General features: G+C 48.8%; 2 protein-coding genes. Both read right to left on the bottom strand.

The features are described from left to right. Window positions 1-23 precede the first annotated feature (23 nt). Window positions 24-6893, bottom strand: coding sequence for a non-ribosomal peptide synthetase (locus HGO23_RS07610; protein ID WP_209028463.1), 6870 nt, complete (start codon window positions 6891-6893; stop codon window positions 24-26). A 12-nt stretch (window positions 6894-6905) separates the two neighbouring features. Further along, window positions 6906-20021: a non-ribosomal peptide synthetase gene (locus tag HGO23_RS07605; RefSeq protein ID WP_209028462.1), complete on the bottom strand. Its 13116-nt coding sequence runs from the start codon at window positions 20019-20021 to the stop codon at window positions 6906-6908. Between the last annotated feature and the right edge of the window lie 71 nt (window positions 20022-20092).

The raw sequence follows: 20092 nt of genomic DNA, 5'->3' as shown, positions 1-20092 counted from the left end.
CTATTCCTCTTCCCGTTTGCCCGCTATTCCTTTGCCTGTTTCTGCTGCATTTTTTTCTGCATTTCAGCCAGACGTTGACGACCATCAGCGATATTGCTCTGACTCACCTCGTTATTTTTCTGTCCTGTGTTCATGGCTGATGACGATACACTGTGCTCATCCTGTTCACGCCCGCCGTTGATAAACTGAGCAAGCTGGTGAATAGTGGAGTAATTCAGCAAATCGATAATGGACAGGCGGTTATAACCCAACGCATGCAGTTTCAGATGGACACGAGCCAGTAGCAGTGAATCGCCACCCAGATCGAAAAAGTTTTCATCACAATCAGGGAATTCCATATCCAGAACTTCGGCCCAGACTTGCTGAATGGCCTGTACAGTCGGATCGGATGATAATTCCCATTGTGTGTTTTCTTCTTCCGTAGCCTCCGTAGTAACAGCTGCTGTAGTCGTGGCATTTGTAGTCGCTATATCTGTAGTAGCAAAATCTATAGTAGCAATAGTTGTCGCAGTAAGCGGAGTTTCCCCATTATTCGAGACATCATGGTGCGGCAGCCGCGCAATATCGATCTTGCCGTTGTCATTCAGTGGCAGAGAAGACAGTGCCCTAAAATAGGCCGGGATCATGTAGCGTGGTAATCTTTCCGCCAGATAACTGCGCAATTCCATCGTATTCAGTGTTTGTCCGGCACGAAGAACAACATAAGCAGCGATCCGTTTGCCCCGGTTTTCCTCAATCACACGAACAACAGCACGTTCAACATCAGGATGTTTACACAACACGGCTTCAATTTCGCCGGTCTCCACCCGATAGCCTCTGATTTTGTTCTGGTTATCAATGCGTCCCAGATATTCAATATCGCCATTAGGAAGATAACGCCCACGGTCTCCGGTTTTATACAGCCGGGCGGAAAGGGATTTATCGAACGGGTTTTCAATAAACAGGTCTTGATAAAGACTTTCCTGATTCAGGTATGTCATTGCCAGACCATCGCCGCCAATATACAACTCACCCGCTGTGCCAATAGGTACTGGTTGATGGAAGGTATCAAGAATATAGACCAGATTGCCTTCATTCGGTTTTCCGATTGGTACACTGTTACCTTCTGTGGCACGGTAACAATGGCTGGTGGTGAAAGTGGTATTTTCTGTCGGGCCGTAGCCATTGATCAGAAGCAGCTCAGGGTAGCGCTCCTTAATACGGGCTGCATGCCATGATGACATCGCCTCCCCACCGGAAATAAGTTGTTTTACTGTTTGCAGTGTTTGTGGCCGCTCATCAACAATCAGATTAAACAATGAAGATGTCAGGAACAGACTTTCCACTCCCGACTCCTTAATGATTTTTTCCAACAGGAGTACAGAAATGGCACCCTGCGGGTAGATCACTATAGAACCGCCATTCAGCAACGGTCCCCAGATTTCCCATGTTGAGGCATCAAAACTGACAGATGCCAATTGCAGGCAACGACCAAAGGTTTGGAAGTCAATATAACTGACATCTTTGACCAGACGAATAATGCCTTTCTGCCCGATCAATGCCCCTTTAGGTTTACCGGTAGAACCTGAGGTATACATGACATAGGCCGGTAAATTGGCTTGGTTTTCGGCGTGATGGCTGAGATTGTCCGGCAGATCGGTGACCGGCATCTGTGCCAATGCGGACTGCTCTTCATCCAGCCACAAAATAGGGGGAAGATGAGGTGAAATCGAAGGCAACAACCTGTCTGTTATCCGCCTGTCAATAATCAGCAGATCACATTGTGTATCTTCGATCTGCTCAATCAGACGGATATCGGGATCTTCGGTATTAAGTGGCAGGTAAACCGCGCCGAGTTTTACCAGCGCCAGCATCGAAATAACCAACTCGATACTGCGTCCCAGTAACAGAGCAACATACTGCCCCTGTTTTACCCCTTTTTGTGCCAGTAAATGGGCCAGTTGGTTGGATTGTTGGTGTAACTCCAGATAACTGAGTTGCCGATCTCCGTATTCAACCGCGCATGCTGAAGGAGTACGGGCAGCCTGTTCAGCAAACAACGCTGCCAGTGTTTCTTGCCCTTGATAGCCCGGCGCTCCCTGATTGAAACTTTCAATCTTCCGTTGTTGGATTATCGGCAGGAAGTGGCTGGCACAGTGCAGTGCCTGTGGATCTGCCACCATAGCAGCAAATACAGCGGCATAGCATTCAGCCATGTTCGCCGCTAATCCACGGCTGATTTTATTTTCGTCATAATCAAGCTGGACAGAGATTTGCTCACTCGCCAAAGCAGACGAGAGAGTCAGATGCTGAAAATGTACATCTAATGTAAAGTGAGTGCCCTCATAAACATCCTGAGTATGCAGCCTGTCCACAACCTCCAGCCCTACTTCCGGCACCATCTGATCGTAAATATGGAAATCAATATAATTAAACAGGACTTCATCCAACAACGGTTGCTGACCGAATTGACGCTGAATTTCCGCTAGCGGGTAACGACGATAAGGGATCGCTTCAATTTCGTTAGCAAAGACTTGTCGGATCAGTTCATGCCAGGAAACGGGTGTCAAAATCTGGCGGAACGGCAGGATATTAAGGAACAGGCCATACAGATGATCGCCGCCCTGAGCTTCCGGGCGACCATTGGCAGTGATCCCTGTCAGGATGTCATGCTCTCCGCTGAAAATACTCATCACTTTGATATGGCCGGTCAGCAGGATACTTTTCAGCGGCACACCCAGTTGTTGCATCAGGTGGCGCAATCCCTGATAGACAGTACTGTCCAGTATCAGCGAAAAGGATTTCAATTTCGGACTGGTTGCAGATGCGACAACATCATTAATCCCGTCCGTATGCTGTTTACGGGGTAATTCAAGGATAGTGCAATCATCCAGTTTCTGAGCCCAGTAATCTTTTTGTTTCTCATCAGCAATGGCCGCTTGTTCCAGTGCAATAAAATCACGGTATTCCAGCGATTTTTTATCCGGTGCCTGCCAGCTGGCTTGTCCTGTTAACGTGGCATAGCGATTGAACACTTCCACGATCATGGTGTTATAACTCCAGCCATCAAAGACCGGGTGACATTCGGTCATCGTAAACTGGAATGAGTTATCCGTACGTAATTGAATGAAGAAACGCAACAGTGTCGGATTCAGCAGATCAAATGGATTGACCCGTTCCGCTTCCAGTAACGCTTTTGCCCGCTCATCCTGCTCTTCTTCTGACAAATGACGCAAATCTTCAACAACAATGGGCAATTCAGCAAACTGATAAACTAACTGAAGAGGTTCGCTGTAATTTTCCATATCGAACGCAGTGCGCAGTACATCATGAGCCGCCACGGTCTGAGCGGTCGCCTCTATGAATGCCTTCTCATCAAACCGTCCATTCACGCGCAGATGGGAAGTTCCGGTACAGTGATACACATTGGCATCAGGAGACATGTTCATGTGATAGAACATACCGGCCTGCATCCGGCTGAGCGGATAGGCATCAATGATTTTTTCCCGGTTTTCCCCTAAACGCTGGCGATCTTTCTCTGAAATCTGACTGAACGGAGCAATTCTCTGTACCGGCTGTTGATGTTCTTTATTCGGTTCATTCGCCCCGCGTTCATCAATCAGGGCTGCCAGTTCTGCTATAGTCTGGTGCTGGAACAGATCCACCAGCGTCAAGGGCCAGCCACGATTCTGGGCTTTACCGGTCAATTGCACACCACGCAGAGAGTCACCCCCTAAGGCAAAAAAGTTATCGTGAATACCAATCTGGGATACTGGCAATGTTTCCTGCCATAACATCAGCAATTCTGTCTCTGTTTCATTGCGTGCTTCCTGATATTCACTGGCTAGCTGCGGCCGTACTTGCTGCGGTGCAGGTAACGCCTTACGATCAATCTTGCCATTACTGGTCAATGGCAGAGCATCAAGGAAAATAAAGGCCGATGGCAACATATAGTCCGGCAGTGTCCGTTTTAACTCAGCTCTTATTGTTTCAACTGATAACGTTTCAGCGGACGATATAGGACTTGAGTGAGAAGCCGGTACGATATAAGCCACCAGATGAGAAGCCTGATTACCTTCATATTGGTGAGCCATCACGACAGCCTGTTCTATGACGTCAATGCGTTTCAGGGCTGTTTCAATTTCGCCCAGTTCAATACGGAATCCGCGGATCTTCACCTGATGATCGGCACGTCCAAGGTATTCCAGAGAACCATCGCGCCGTAAACGGGCCAAATCCCCACTCCGGTATAACCGCTGTCCGGCCTCCGCCTGTGGGAAAATCTGCCGTTTGTCGATAAAACGTTGTGCTGTGAGTTCAGGACGGTTCAGATAGCCCCGTGCCACACCCGATCCACCGACGTACATTTCTCCCACTGCGCCCAACAGGGACAATTTGCCCTGTTTATCCAGCAGGAAAATTTCCAGATCATCCAGCGCTTCACCAATCGGGCTTTTGCCGCCTTGCAAGGCATCAGCCTGCCTAATTCTGCGGTAAGTCACATGCACTGTGGTTTCGGTGATACCGTACATGTTGATGATTTCAGGCTTTTCATCCCCGTGTTTTTTGAACCAGCCCAGTAAATTAGCCGGCTCCAGCGCTTCACCGCCCAAAATCACATAGCGCAGTGACAACGAAGGTTCCATTTCGTTCTTTTTCGCTTCACTCAACTGATCATCTGCCGTAATAAAGAGCAGGAAAGCAGACGGTGTCTGATTCAACACCGTGACTTTTTCTTGTTGTACCCATTGATAGAAGTGCCCCGGTGTACGGCTGACCCAATAAGGCACTATGCTCAGACGACCCCCGTACAATAGCGCCCCCCATATTTCCCATACGGAGAAATCAAAAGCACAGGAGTGGAAAAGTGTCCAGACATCATTTTCTGTAAATGTAAAATGGCGTTCACTGGCACTGAACAACCGCATGACATTGGCATGGGATATTTCCACCCCTTTCGGGACACCAGTAGAGCCTGAGGTATAAATGACATAAGCCAGTGCATCCGGTTGATAAGGCATATCAGGGTTAGCCAGAGACATGGTCTGGATAAAGGTTTTTTCCGTGTCGATGCAGAGATAATCCACTTTTTCGTGGTCAAACAGGGTTCGGTATTGGGGGATACCAATCACCAACTGAACATTGGCATCTTCAACGTAGAAACGCACCCGTTCCGGCGCGTGGCTGCCATCAATCGGCAAATAGGCCAGTCCGGCTTTCAGTACAGCCAGAATAGCCACCAGCATCTCCTCATCACGCTCCAGGCAAAGACCAACCCGCGGTGTAAGCTCTGTGGTTACTTCTATTTGCCGTCTGATTTGCAGAATATAATGTGCCAGTTGGTTGGCACGCTGATTAAGCTGTTCATAAGTCAGCATCCGGCCATGATCAGCACTCAGGGCAATAGCCTGCGGACGACGCAATACCTGTTGTTCAAACGCCTGATGCAGAGTCTGTGTCACCGGATGATGACTCAGTTGGCGCGGCCATTCATGCAGAAGCCAATGTTTTTCAGCCTCATTGATACACTGATAATCCGTCAGCGCGGTTTGGGCGTTCCGGGCGATTTCCTGCAACAGGAAGTGGAAATTCGTCTCAAATTGCCTGATGGTCGCTTCATCGAACAGATCACTGCTATATTCAAACGCACCCTGCAATTGTTCTGCGCCATCGGCCGTTGACACTTTTTCCATGGATAAGGTCAAATCGAATTTGGCGTAATCGCCTAATAAAGTGAATGGCGTCGCTTTCATTCCATCAAACTGCCATCCGGCAGAGTCAGAACCATCGAAAGCGAACATCACCTGAAATAACGGGGAGTAGCTCAGGTCACGTTTGGGATTGATCGCTTCCACCAGTTGTTCAAAACTCACCTGTTGATGCGACAGACTGTCAAGGACCGTATCAAAAACCTGCTGCTGCAATTCGGCAAACGTGGCGCGGGGCTCCAGTTCAATCCGGTAAGCCAGCGTATTCACAAAGAAACCGACAACGCCTTCCAGTTCCAGTTGTCCACGTCCTGAGACCGGAGAACCCACAACCAGATCGGTTTGACCGCTATAACGATAAAGTAACAGGTAAAACGCACTTAACAGGGTGGAGAATAGCGTCTTATTCTGTTGTTGGGCCTGTTGTGCCAAGGCTTTAGTCAATTCAGCCGATAAAGTGAAGCAGTGAGTTTTACCCTGCAGGCTCAAACGATTAGGGCGTGGGTAATCAAAAGGCAGAGCGATGGGTTCAACACCGGACAGTTTTTCTTTCCACCATGCCAGCGATGTATCAAATTCAGTATTTTCATACTGTTGGTGCTGCCATTCCGAGTAATCAATGTACTGAATAGGTAACGGCGGCAGTTCAGGGACATTGCCCTGCCGACGGGCGTTATAACACGCGGTCAGTTCACGACTGATAATACCGGCAGACCAGCCATCAGAAATAATATGGTGTAGTACCATCACCAGATAATGGCAATCTTCTCCGTGTTTATCTCCACAACGATACAGGGTAAAACGCAACAAAGGAGCCTGTTGTAAATTAAATGGCTGCTGGTTATCCCGCTGTAAGCGTTGCTTTTGCTGTTCTTCACTCAGCATGGACAAATCAACCGTTACCAGCGGTAAAGAGATCGATTCATGACAACGCTGATAAAGCGTGCCATCTTGATAAACAAAATCTGTACGGAAAGACTCATGCCTGTCCACCATATCGCTGATAGCCTGCTGAAGTGCCGGTATATCCAATTTCCCCTCAAGCACCAGCGCAGTCGTAATGTGATAAATAGCCGATTGCTGTTCGAGTTGTTCATGCAACCACAAACGTTTTTGCGCTAGGGATGCCTTAAATTGAAATGTATTTTCCTGCATAAAACCTCCGGCAAAATACCCTTCACTTTGCAGGTGTCGGGCATATTTCATTGTTATCGTTCTTTATTTCCGTTCCCGTGCGACACGTTTTATGGTGTTTTGAGGGCTTGTGTTATGAGAGCTCGTGTTGTGACGAACGCTATCTCCCCCGGTCATACGAGACTCCAGTAAATGAGCAAGCTGTTTAATTGTCTGGCATTGCAAAAGTTCAGCCAGAGAGATCCTGACTGCCAGTTGCTGTTCAATACGGGCAGCAATGCGTAAGGCGTGTAATGAGTGCCCTCCTAAAGCAAAGAAATTCTGGTCACATCCAATCTGTTGTTGTTGCAGTACCTCACTCCAGATATCCCTGAGACGGCTTTCCAGCGGTGTTTGCGGGATATGTAAAACGCTGCCCTCCTGTTTTTTCTGCTGTAATGCTTTCTGCTGCAACTCAGACAAATATTCCGGCAAACGCACCAACAAAGCCTGATAATCAATCTTGCCATTCGTGGTTTGAGGCATCTCATCCAACAGTACAATGGCGCTCGGCAGCATATGCGTGGGCAATTGTCTGCTGAGAAAATCAAGTATTTGTTCTGACATCTGTCCTGAAAATGGCTCTGAAGATACAGCATTGGCTTTCGCTGCTGATTTAAGGGACACGCAAGCTATTAGCTGTATCTCGCCCGGTTTGTCAGCATTAGCAAGTCCTGAATAAGCCAGCACAGCACTTTGCTGAACGTGGAGATGCTGCATAAGTTGAGATTCAATCTCTCCCGGTTCAATACGATAGCCACGCAGTTTGATTTGTCGGTCACAACGACCGAGATAGAGCAATTCACCATCCGGCAAGGCGCAGACCCGATCTCCTGTGCGATAAATCCGCACTTTTTCGTGTGGCACTTCCTCTTGTGACATACCTTCTTGTGAGATGCCCCCCTGTGGAATTGATATCGTGATGAATTTTTCTGCGGTTAATTCAGGGCGATTCCAATAACCTCTTGCCACACCCAATCCACCGATATACAACTCTCCTGCCATGCCGAATGGGGTTGGAGACAAATCTTCATTAAGTACAAACAGGCGGGTATTAGCGATTGGCAGACCAATCGGCATCGTGCCCTGTAAGTCCTGATGTTTATCTGCACGATGAACACAACACCCGACAACCGTCTCTGTGGGGCCATATTCGTTGAACACACCAATATCTGCTACATCAGTCAGCCATTCCTGTACTGTTTCACAACTCAGCGCATCTCCCCCGATTACCAATGAATGGACACGGGATTTCGCGGCAGCATCCAGATATTCCCCCAAAATGCCAAGATGGGCAGGCGTGATTTTCAACAGATGCCCACCCTGCTTTTGTGTTAATGAGAACTGTGGTAATGAGGACTGTGGTAATGAGGACTGTGGTAATGGTTGCTGTAATATCTCCGCCATTGAAGCGATATCCGCATCATCCCGTATCACGGTGATGGTGCCGCCATGCAACAGAGGCAGATAAAGGCTGGTTAATGTGGCATCAAAACTGACGGATGAATGGAACAAGCTTTGGGTATTCTCAGTTACCTGATAACGCCAGCAGGTATCGGTCAAGTAGTTAATCAGACTACGATGTTCAATCATGACGCCTTTCGGCATTCCTGTAGAGCCGGAGGTGTAAATCAGATATACCAGTCCATTTTCATCATCAGTCACGGGCGGTAAAGATTGTTGCGATAAAGAACACGTCGGAACAGGTTCTGGTTCCTGATCCAATGCCAGTACAGCAATTTCAGGAACAAGAGCCGCAGCCAACGCCTGATGGGTCAACACCAGACAGCTTTGGCTGTCAGACAACAAATAAGTGACCCGCTCTGGGGGGTAAGAGATATCAATTGGCACATAACAAGCCCCCATTCTGCTGACTGCCAGCATGGCAGCGATATAATCCAGACTGCGTGGCAAATAGAGCGCAACTCTGTCGCCCGCATGAATCTGACTGTGATGCAGGCGGAGGCTGATCTGTTCAACCTGCAGCTCCAATTCCGCATAACTGACTGGCTTCTGTCCATCAATCACGGCAATCTGTTGGGAAGAACGTTGCACCTGACGGGCAAACAGGCTATACACATTACCCGCAAAAATCGGCAATACCGGCCCCTGCCATTGGGTCAGCAATTGCTGTTTCTCCTGCTGATCCAGTAATGCAATATCTGTCAACACACCAGCCATATTATTCATTAACTGGGTCAGAATGCGGATAAAGTGCTCTGCCAGACGAGCTACTATAGTTGCATCATACAGACCCGTGTCATAGACCAGCTCGCCATGCAGGTTGTCAGAGAACGCCGTGACCAATACCAATGGGTAATTCGTGCTTTCCGTGGCCTGTGTGAATTGAAACAGGTTTTCCTGTGCACCGGATTGCGGATAATTTTCAAACACCAGCAAGGTATCAAATGTCGGCAGACCACAAGTGGATTTCAGATCCGCCAGCGAGATATCACTGAATTTTTCATGTTCCCGCTGCTGCTGTTGAATGGCACTCAGCCAATTGACAACGGGTTGATTCATATGACTGGTGATATGAATAGGCAATGTACTGATTAACAGTCCCACCATTTTATCGATCCCGGCTAATTCTGCCTGACGGCCGGATACTGTCATGCCAAACAGACATTCATCCTGCTGGCTGTAACGTTGTAACAGTAATGCCCATGCCCCCTGAATCAGGGTGCTGATGGTTAAACGGTGACGACGTCCGGTTTCTGCCAACTGACCGGAAAGTTCTGTAGACAGACTAAATGAATGTCGCTGTTTCAACTGACTGGCTGTTCTGACCGGGTGAGCCGCGGGCAGCGGTGTTACTGCATTGACATCAGCTAATTGCGCCTGCCAATAATCCTGACATGCTTTACGGCTCTGCTGTTGCCAGCGAATAAAGGATTTAAATGCCGGAGCAGGTGACAAGATATCAGCCGGACGATAGTAGAAGGACTCAACCGTTGTTAATAACAGTCTGACTGACCAGCCATCAAGCATGGCATGATGATGGCTGAACAGAAGTTGTATTTGTTCAGCCGGGAGTTGCAGTACGGTAATACGGAATAACGCACCATGTTCCGGTATAAACTCTTCCGCCAGATCTGCCGCCAACAAATTTTGGCGATGCTGTTCCACATCAGCCGGATTATGCAGCCGTAGATCATGTTGCCGCCAATCCAGCTCCTGCTGAGGCATCACGATTTGCAATGGCTCACCGGCAAGGCTCATTTCAAAACGGCTGCGCAGGATAGGATAGTAAGCCACCGTCTGCTGCCATGCTTGCTGTAGACGGGTAATATCCACACCATAAGACTGATTCTCATCAGATTTTTTATCAGATAAAGTAAAACACAACTGTTCGTGATACAGCCCGCTGCCTTGCCCAGCCATAGAGTGGAACAGCATTCCCTCTTGGGTATAAGTCAACGGGTAGATATCTTCCATCACGCCATACCGTTGCTGCAACTGGCGCAATGTTTCGGCATTCAAACGGGTAAGCGGGAAATCAGATGGTGTGTAAGTGGTCTGAGTCTGTGCCATACAATGTTCAGTCAGCCGGATAATCTGCTCTTTCATCGCCATTGCCAACTTATCAATGGTTTCATGCTGATAACACTGGTGGTTATACCCCCACTCTATCTGCAATTGTCCCTCATCAATGTAGCAATCCACTTCCAGCGCATATGACCTTGAGTTATCCGCCGCATGACGATGCGCCAGTCCGATATCCTCAGCGCCCTGTAATGGTGTCTGATGGAAGGTACGGGTAAATTGTCCCAGATAGTTGAAGCAGACATCTGCCGCGGGGATAACGGGCAACTGATTATTGGTGGATGTCTGGGTATAGCGGGAATAGCGCAGTGCGCCATAACCTGTTCCGCTATAAGGCACCTGACGCACCGCTTCTTTAACAAGCTGGAGCAGTTGATCAGGCGGACAAGATGCAGGTAGTGACAGCAACAGAGGATAAATGGCCGTAAACCAGCCGACTGTCCGGCTGACATCCACATTTTCATGCAGGCTTTCCCGTCCGTGTCCTTCCATATCCACATGCAGTAATTCAGAACCACTCCAGCGTTGCAGTGTTGCTGCCAGCGCTGCCAGTAACAAGTCACCAACATGGGTACGGTAGGCGTGTCCGGTGTGCTGAATCAGATTTGTGGTGGCTGTGAGATCCAGTGCTAACCGGTATTTAGCCGACTCTTTAACTAAGCCGGGGAAAGGTTTTTCTCCCCGATCACAGGGCAGCGGAAGTACAGTTTGATTCAGTTTTTGTTGCCAGAAATGATATTCATCCTGTGACTGTTCAGATTGAGCATAATCCGCAAGGTGAGATGACCACTCAATCAGAGAGGCACTTTTTGCCATCAGACGCGGGTTTTCCCCTGCCAGTAATGTCCGATAGTAATAACTTAAGTCCTCCGTAATAATGCGCCATGAAACACCATCTATCACCAGATGATGAACTGCCAGCAGCAGATAATCCCCTTCTGTGGTAATAAAATGGGTTGCGGTTAATAACGGACCATGTTCAATATTCAATTGTGCCTGACGTTCAGCAACAGCCTGTGCCAGAGCTTCCCTTGCCGGGTTTTCTGTGATCTGACATTGTTCTATCTGCCAGTCTGTAACAGGTTCTCCTATCTGCCCATACCCCGGCCCATACCCGTTTGCCAATGCGAAACGAGAGCGCAAGCCATCATGTTGATTGACCACCAGAGCCAGTGCCCGCGCCAGAAGTGGTATGTCGGTTCCCTCCTCCAGTGCATACAGATAAGACTGGTTATAGTGGTGCGGATTAGCATGATGATGTGCAAAGAACCAATGTTGAATTGGCAGTAAAGCGTATTCTCCCTGCACGGGTTGAGTATTGTCCTCAGCGTTGCCATCAACATTATTTACTTGTGTCACTACAGCGGCTAATCCCGCAATAGTAGGATAATCAAACAGCATTTTCGGCGCGATCCGCAGACCGATCTCCCGTACTCTGAACACTATTTGCAGGCTGAGAATGGAATCTCCTCCCAGAACAAAAAAATCATCATCAATCCCCAGATTTTCCTGATCCAACACTTGTTGCCAGATTTCTGTCAGTTGTTTTTCCAGTGCCGTCACCGGCATCCGGCGAATAGTGTGACGGAGTTGCTCAGTTAAAGGGATTTGTGTCAGAACCTTACGATCAATTTTGCCGTTAGCTGTGAGTGGTAATGTTTCCTGCAAGATCCATTGGGTAGGACACATATGTACCGGCAGTCGTTGATTCAGTTCCTGCCGCACATTTTCCAGATCTGCCACAGCAGGTGTGTTCATCACCAAATAGGCCACCAGATGCTGGCGTCCATAAATGTCCCGCATACCTGCTGCCGCCTGAGCAACGCCCTGACAAGCTGCAAGCTGAGCTTCGACCTCTTCCAGTTCAATCCGGTAGCCATGCAGTTTAACTTGCTGGTCTTTACGACCGAGGAACAGTAAATTTCCGTCTGGCAGGTAACGCGCCAAGTCTCCTGTCCGATAGAGTTTTTCCTGTGATAAAGGAAAGAAAGGATCGGTGATAAATCGGCTTTCAGTCAGATCAGAACGATTGAAATAGCCCAGACCCACTCCAGCCCCACCAATGTACAGTTCACCCACTGAACCGAACGGCACCAGTTGCTGACACTCATCTAACAGATAAAGCCGGGTATTAGCTATCGGACGACCAATCGGCAGTGCACCATCCCCTTTTACGTCTCCGGCCAGTATGTCGTAAATACAGCAGCCCACGGTGGCTTCCGTCGGGCCGTATTCATTGATGATCCTGACCTGCGGAGCATGTTGCCGCCAGAAACGCAATGCGCTGGCAGAAAGGCTTTCTCCACCAATCACCAGCAGTGGTATCCGGCCTGCGTGTTCCGGCAATAATTGCTGGCTTAAGAGTTCCAGGTGAGCGGGAGTGATTTTCGCCATTGCCAGATCCGGCAATTGTTGCCATGCCTGTACCAGTGCCGGAATATCATCCTCTTCAGGCAGGATAAACAGGGTTTGCCCCTGTAATAACGGCAGGAACAGGCTGGTAATCGTCGCATCAAAGGAAATAGAGGCATGGAGAGTATTTCCCCGTTTAGTCAGATCACCATAATGTTCACAGGCATGTTGCAGATAGTTTCCCAAGCCCCGGTGTGGAATGATGACCCCTTTTGGTCTGCCGGTAGAGCCAGAGGTATAGAGAATATAAGCAGGTTGTTCCGGTGAAATCGCAATATCAGGATTGGGGATAACAGCCTGATTGTCTGTTACTGGCTCTAAGGTAACTGGTTCTAAGGTAAATTGCCCCGGCGTCAACAGTACAATATGATGCGATGGCAACGCTAATCTAGTGGCCTGTTCATGAGTCGTAATCACCTGTGCCACTTGTGCATCTTCCAGCATAAAACGGGCACGTTCTGCCGGATAGGTACTATCAACCGGTACATATGCAGCTCCGGTTTTCAGTACCGCCAGAATCGCTACCACGAGCATGGCTGAACGTGGCAGGCAGATCCCTACCTGTGAACCCTTACCAATCCCCTGGGCCAGTAAATCACTCGCCAGCCGATTAGCGTGTTGGTTAAGCTGGTCATAACTCAATGCTAACCCTGTTTCATATTGCTCCCACAGGGCAATCGCCTGTGGTGTTCTGCACACCTGTTGTTCGAACCATTGATGCACCACCGGGTGCAACAGAGGTTGTGCTGTGGCATTGAGATCACTCAACTGCTGTTGCCGTTCCTGTGGTGACAACATTGCCAACTGATAGACAGGCTGGTCTGGCGCACGACACAGGCTATCCAGCAAACGGGCATAATGTGTCACCAATTGCGCCACAATTTCGGGTGCAAAGCACGCCTCACGATATTCGACCGACAATAACAGGTTATCCGCTGTTTCCTGTACAAACAGGGTTAAATCGAATTTGGCTTCTGGATTGTCTATTAGCTGACTGTCTATAGCGTAAGTACGAAGTTGTTGATTGGCCTGTTGCTGGTGCGCATTAAACACAAACATGATCCGGAACAGAGGAGCAAGCGAACGTTTCTCTGCTGGCAGAACAACATCCACCACCTGTTCAAACGGAACGTCTTTGTTAGCCATTGCCTGATTCAGCGTCTGTGCACTATCAAACAGAAATTCAGTAAACGGACGGTTGATATCGACATTCTGACGTACCGCTAAGGTGTTCAGCAGAAGCCCGATAACCGATTGCAGTTCTGGCCTGTCACGCAGAGAAACAGGTATGCCAATAACGATATCTCCCGTTGTGTCACCTTCACTGCTGTAGCGCTGCAACAAGATCTGGAAAGCCGCCAATAACAGGGTAAACAGTGTCGTATCCTGCTGTTGTGCCAACCGGCACAGCGCTTTGGTCTGCTCAATGGACAGCGGCAGGCGATGGTAAGCGGCTTTCGATTCTTCAACAGGTGCATGATATTGCTGAGGTAATGTCACCACTGGCGGTAATTGCTGATATACCTGACGCCAATACGCTAATTGGCTATGCCAAATTTGTTGCGCTTCAGGGCTGCGCTCCCATGCTGCAAATTGCAGGTAATCAGGAACAGATGCCTGCTGGATGCTCTCTTCTGACAGATTATTTTCTTCTGGAAGACCATTCGCTTCTGACTGGTATAGCGACAGTAATTCATCATCAAGCTGTGCCAGTGCCTGTTCATCTACCAAAATATGATGCAGACAGACAATCAGGGCACTTCCCTGCCGTGCATCCGTCACCAGCAACAGGCGGTACAATGGTTGTCCAATTAGCTGGAACGGTGTCTGCATCATACCAGCGGCTCGCTGCTGTAACTGCCGCTGCCACTCCTGTTCATTCTGTACTTCAATAATTTCATGCGGGCAGTCCGGTGACTGCTCACTGTAATATTGCCGGGGCGTGGTTCCCTCCATCCGCAGACGCAGATTGAGCGACGGATAGCGACGGAACAGCAAGTTTACGCTTTTCTGTATCCGTTCAACCTCCACGTTAATTTCAGCCACATTACCGTCATTCTCCTTGCCGGCAAGCGTTTTTATACTGGCAAAGGTTTTGATACTGGTGATGTGGTAACGACAGCTATCAGGATAAAGTTGGTCAAGGAACCACATCCGTTGTTGAGCAAAGCTCAATGGTGCATCGTGGATCACAGACAGATTTAATGAACCCGTACTGGCTGTTGAATCTACTCTCTCAGCCAACCGCATTGGAGTTCGGCAGATAAAAACATCGCTGACTTTGAAATGCAGCCGGAACTGGCTGGCAAGTATAGCTACCATTTTGGCTGCTAATAGAGAGTGCCCACCTGCGGCAAAAAATGAGGTATTACGGCCAATCGCCTGATGCCCCAATAAAGTCTGCCAGACCTGGATAATCGCCCGTTCTGTTTCATTCTGAGCGGGTTCAACAATGGCTTCGCTCGCCTGCTGCATCGGTGTAGGGAAGCGTTTTCTGTCCACTTTATTATTCGGTAATCGGGGGAATTCGTTCAGAAAGACGTAGCAGGAAGGGCGCATAAATTCCGGCAGAGATCCCCCCAAATGTGACTCGATCTGTGACTGGTCAAGCGTGGTATCAGGTTGGGTGAGTATATAAGCAACTATAGCGCTGGCATTCAGGTAATCTTCCCGCACCATCGCCACCGCATCAGAAATAGCCGGATGCTGACGCAGAGCGCTTTCAATTTCTCCCAGTTCTATACGATAACCCCGGATTTTTATTTGTTGGTCAATACGTCCCAGATAATCAATATTACCGTCTGCCTGATAACGAGCCAGATCGCCGGTACGATAAAGGCGGGCATCAGGCCGGGAGCTGAACGGATCGGGGATAAAACTGCGTTCAGTCAATTCTGGTCGGTGCAGATAACCTGTAGCGACTCCAACACCGCCAATGCAAAGTTCACCGGCGACGCCAATCGGTAATGGTGCGCCATATTCATCCAAAATCCAGACCTGAGAGTTGGGGATCGGACGGCCAATGTGAATATGGTCATCGTCCATCGTCAATTCAGCATTGGTTGTCCCTACTGTTGCTTCTGTCGGGCCATAGGAGTTAATAAAGCGGCGGTTTTTGACCCATTTATGCAGCAGATCCACACCACAGGCTTCCCCGGCTACTAACAGTACCTGCAAATCAGGTAATTCAGCTTCAGGCAGTGCGGCTAGTGCCGATGCAGGCAATGTGACATGAGTAACACGTCGCGTAATAAGTTGTTCCAGCAGATCTGGGCCAGGCATGATTGCGAGACGGGGAGCCATTAATAATGTGCTGCCAGTACAGAACGCCATCAGGATTTCCCAGATGGAGGTATCAAAACTGAAAGAGGCGAACTGGAGGATCCGGCTGTTCGGTGGTACAGCCAGAAATTCAACTTCTGTTTCTGCCAGATTGCACACACTACGGTGTCGGATAGGCACGCCTTTCGGTTTGCCGCTGGAGCCTGAGGTATAGATGATATAGGCGGTATTTTCTGCCCGGACATCTACCCGTGGATTTTCAACACTGAATGCTGACAGTTGAGGCATCAGGGTCTCAAGGGAGAACAAAGGAAGGTTGCAATCCTGATAACGTGCCATAAATTGATCTTGTGTCACCAGCAGATGCAAGCCGGCATCTTCAATCACATAACGACTGCGATCCAGCGGATAATCAGGATCAATCGGTACATAAACTCCACCCGCTTTCAGGATAGCCAGAAAACAGATCACCAGTTCCAATGAGCGTTCGACACTTAATCCGACACAAACTTCTGGCCCTACCCCTTGTTGGATCAGAAAATAAGCCAGTTGGTTGGCACACTGATCCAATTCAGCATAAGTCAGCGACTGCTGACCGAATTCAACTGCAATGGCTTCTGGTACACGCTGCACCTGACGCTCGATAAGCTGGTGAATGCCGATATTATCGCTGAATGGGCGTTCAGTCTGGTTCCACTCAGCCAATTGCTGTTGCTGTGCAGGACTGAGCAGAGAAACCCGCCCGATGGCCTGTTGCGGTTGTTCGATCAAGTGCGGCAGAAAATGGCAGAAGTTTTCCACCATGCGGGAAATCGTCTCTGGCAGAAAACGATCACTGGCATACTCAAATATTCCCTGTAATTCCCCCTCTTCACGCCACATCTCCAGTGTCAGCTCATACTTGGCGATTTGCATATCCCACTGGCGTAACGGAGAAAGTTGTACAGCCCCCATTCGTTTACCGGTAACCGGTATATTCTGGTAGGTAAACAGAGTCTGGAACAGCGGAGAAATCCCCGGATGATGATTATCTTCCCCATTATTTTGTAATAAATTGCCTTTTAGTAGAGGTAGTAATTGGCTAAACGGCATATCCTGATGCGCAATGGCATCAATAAAAGTGGATTTAACTTGGGCCAGCAGTTGTTCGAATGATTGGCTGGTATCAACCTGATTGCGCATCACCAATACGTTGAATAACAGACCAACCGGCTGTTGCTCCTCACTGTAGTGACGGTTGGAAACGGGTGTTCCCAACAGAATGTCGCTCTGACGTGAATAACGTGCCAGAAATGCAATAAATCCGGCCTGTAAGATCAGATAAGGAGTGACACCATACTGATAGGCTAATGTATCAATCTGTTCATGGAATGCGGTGGGCAGGCTGAATGGCAAACGCCCTCCCTGATAACTGCGTATGGCCGGTGTCGGAAAGTCATAGGGTAATTGGATCAGCGGTAGTGTTCCTGCCAACTGACGCTGCCAGTATTGACGGGCTGCTACGCCCGCAGTCCCATTGATCCGCTGATGCTGGAGGCGTGCATGTTCCCGTTGACCATAACGAGCGGGCTGGATCTCAAGTGCTTTCCCTGCTTGCAGCAGGCTGTAATTTTCTAGTAACTCATCCCACAGTCGTTTCACTGACTCGTCATCCACAATTAAATGGTGGAAGACCAGTACAATCAGATGACTATGTGGCCGGAGTGTCAGCCCTGTCATGCGTAGCAATGGCGGCTCAGTTAATTCAAATGGCAAGGTCGCAAATTGGTTGATAATGTTTTCTGCTTGCGCTTGAGCCTGTGAGCCATACTGGCTCAGATCCTGCCAGATTACCTTCGCAGTAACCGGGCTGGCAGAAAGCTGTTCTGCTACCTGCGCAATGATATCCCCTTTTTGCATCAGAAAACTGGTTCTCAGTACATCATAACGAGCGATCAAAGCGTCAAGGGATTGTTGTAACCGCTGATGATTCAGTGCTCCCTGCCACTGGACAGCATAGGCCATGTTATAGATCGGGCTGGAAGAAGCAGTCTGTTGGATCAGGTAAATACCCTGCTGTTCATAGCTGGCAGTATGCGGGATTACCGTTATCTCCTCTGCTATCCCTTCTGACCGCTCATCAACATTCAATATTGCTGCACACTGGGCAAGAGTGGGGTGCTGGAACAGTTCACCAAAACGCAAACTCAACCCCATTTTTTCCCGCACTTGTGCAATCATGCGAATTGCCTGTAAGGAATCCCCTCCCAGTGCAAAAAAACTATCGTCACGCCCGATTTGTTTGATATGCAACAACGATTGCCAGATAGCTGCCAGCTTTGTTTCCCGTTCTCCCTGTGGGATAACAATATGCTGTCGGTTTTGGTATGTCTGGCTGACAACTGGTGCTTGCAGTGCCTTGCGGTCAATTTTGCCATTGGATAACAGTGGGAACAGTGACAAGAACTGATAGTCAGCAGGGCGCATAGCGGCTGCCAGATTGGGGGCCAGATAGCTATCTAATGCTTCTGCCGTTACTGTCATTTCCGGTGCCAGACGGATAAATGCCACCAGCCGCACACTTTGTGACGGTTTATGCGACTGTTCAAACGCCTGTACAATCGCTTGTTGTACCGCAGGATGTTGTTCAAGCAGACTCTCTATCTCTGCCGTTTCAAGGCGCTGTCCATTGATTTTGATCTGAAAGTCATTACGGCCAAGCAGGATCAGATCCCCCTGCTCATCAATACGTCCCAGATCACCTGTCCGGTAAACTGGCTGACCAGCCAGTTCCCCTTTTTCCGGGGTGATAAAACGTAAGTTATTTTCAGACTCGGCTGACAAGTAACCCGCACTCATAAAGGGAGTGCTGATCCATACTTCCCCTTCGGCGCCCGCCGGAACTGTTTCGCCCTGCTCATCAACGACGACAATGGTGGTATCGTCTATGGGTTTACCGACAGGGATCAGCGCACGTTGAACATCTTTCTCTGTAACACGATAGTAGACTCTCGCCAGTGTAGTTTCTGTCGTCCCATACAGGTTGATTAATTGGGTGTGTTGCAACTGACGCTGGTAAAACAGCTCTACCAGTGATCCTTTGAGCATTTCACCCGACAGAACGGCATACCTCAGAGATTGCAGGTCATCACTGGATTGCGGACACTCCAGCAGAACTTGAAACAAAGAAGGAATAAGGTGGGTAATGCTGATCTGCTGCTCACGTATCCAATTCAGCAATTCTTGCGGCGAATAACGAATATCGTGGGCAGGAGGAATGCACAGTGTTGCCCCGTTGAGCAAAGGCAACAACATATCACGCAGGAAAGGATCGAACATCTGGTTTATTAATTGGCTGACTTTGTCAGCGGGCGTCAGATTCAGTTCACGGCTTTCCCAGCGGATAAAATGCAATAAGCTGTCTTCGCGCCCTAATATGGCTTTAGGTTGCCCGGTTGAACCCGATGTAAAGTAGACATATGCCGGTTTGTTATGATGGATACCACTGTTGTTATGTGTACTGGCAGGCTCTCCCACAAATAACGAAGGAATTGAATGGTTTTCCTGTACTTCATCAGCCAGCACCAGCGAATAATCTTCTGACAAATGCTCCAGCAGGGGCAACCATTGACGGCAAGTGATAATAGTTGCACCACGGAATTGTGCCAATAATGTGGCAAGGCGCTGTTCCGGTAACTTAGGAGATAATGGAACAAACACTTTGCCAGTTTTCATGATGGCTAATGCTGCCGTTATCAGAGAAATACTCTCTTCCATCAACGTTATGACGTACTGACTCTCAGCCTGATGATGCAGCGTATGGCTGAGTCTGGTAACGCGCTCTGACAAGGTACGATAGGTCAAGCTTTCGTTTCCCTGTGTCACCGCGATATTTTCCGGGAAACGTACAACGATTCGCTCAAATTTGGTTGAAATCACCATTAGCCATCTTCCTTCAATAAAACACGATTACATGACAAAATAGCTTTGATACGTGACAAAACAGCCCCGGG

The sequence above is a fragment of the Xenorhabdus budapestensis genome (assembly GCF_017743015.1).
GTDB lineage: Bacteria > Pseudomonadota > Gammaproteobacteria > Enterobacterales > Enterobacteriaceae > Xenorhabdus > Xenorhabdus budapestensis.
This window is presented reverse-complemented; position numbering and strand designations above follow the sequence as displayed.

Excerpts from the sequence above, each read along its gene's own strand:
- HGO23_RS07610 (WP_209028463.1), bottom strand. The coding sequence starts at position 6,893 with ATGAAATATGCCCGACACCTGCAAAGTGAAGGGTATTTTGCCGGAGGT.
- HGO23_RS07605 (WP_209028462.1), bottom strand. The coding sequence starts at position 20,021 with ATGGTGATTTCAACCAAATTTGAGCGAATCGTTGTACGTTTCCCGGAA.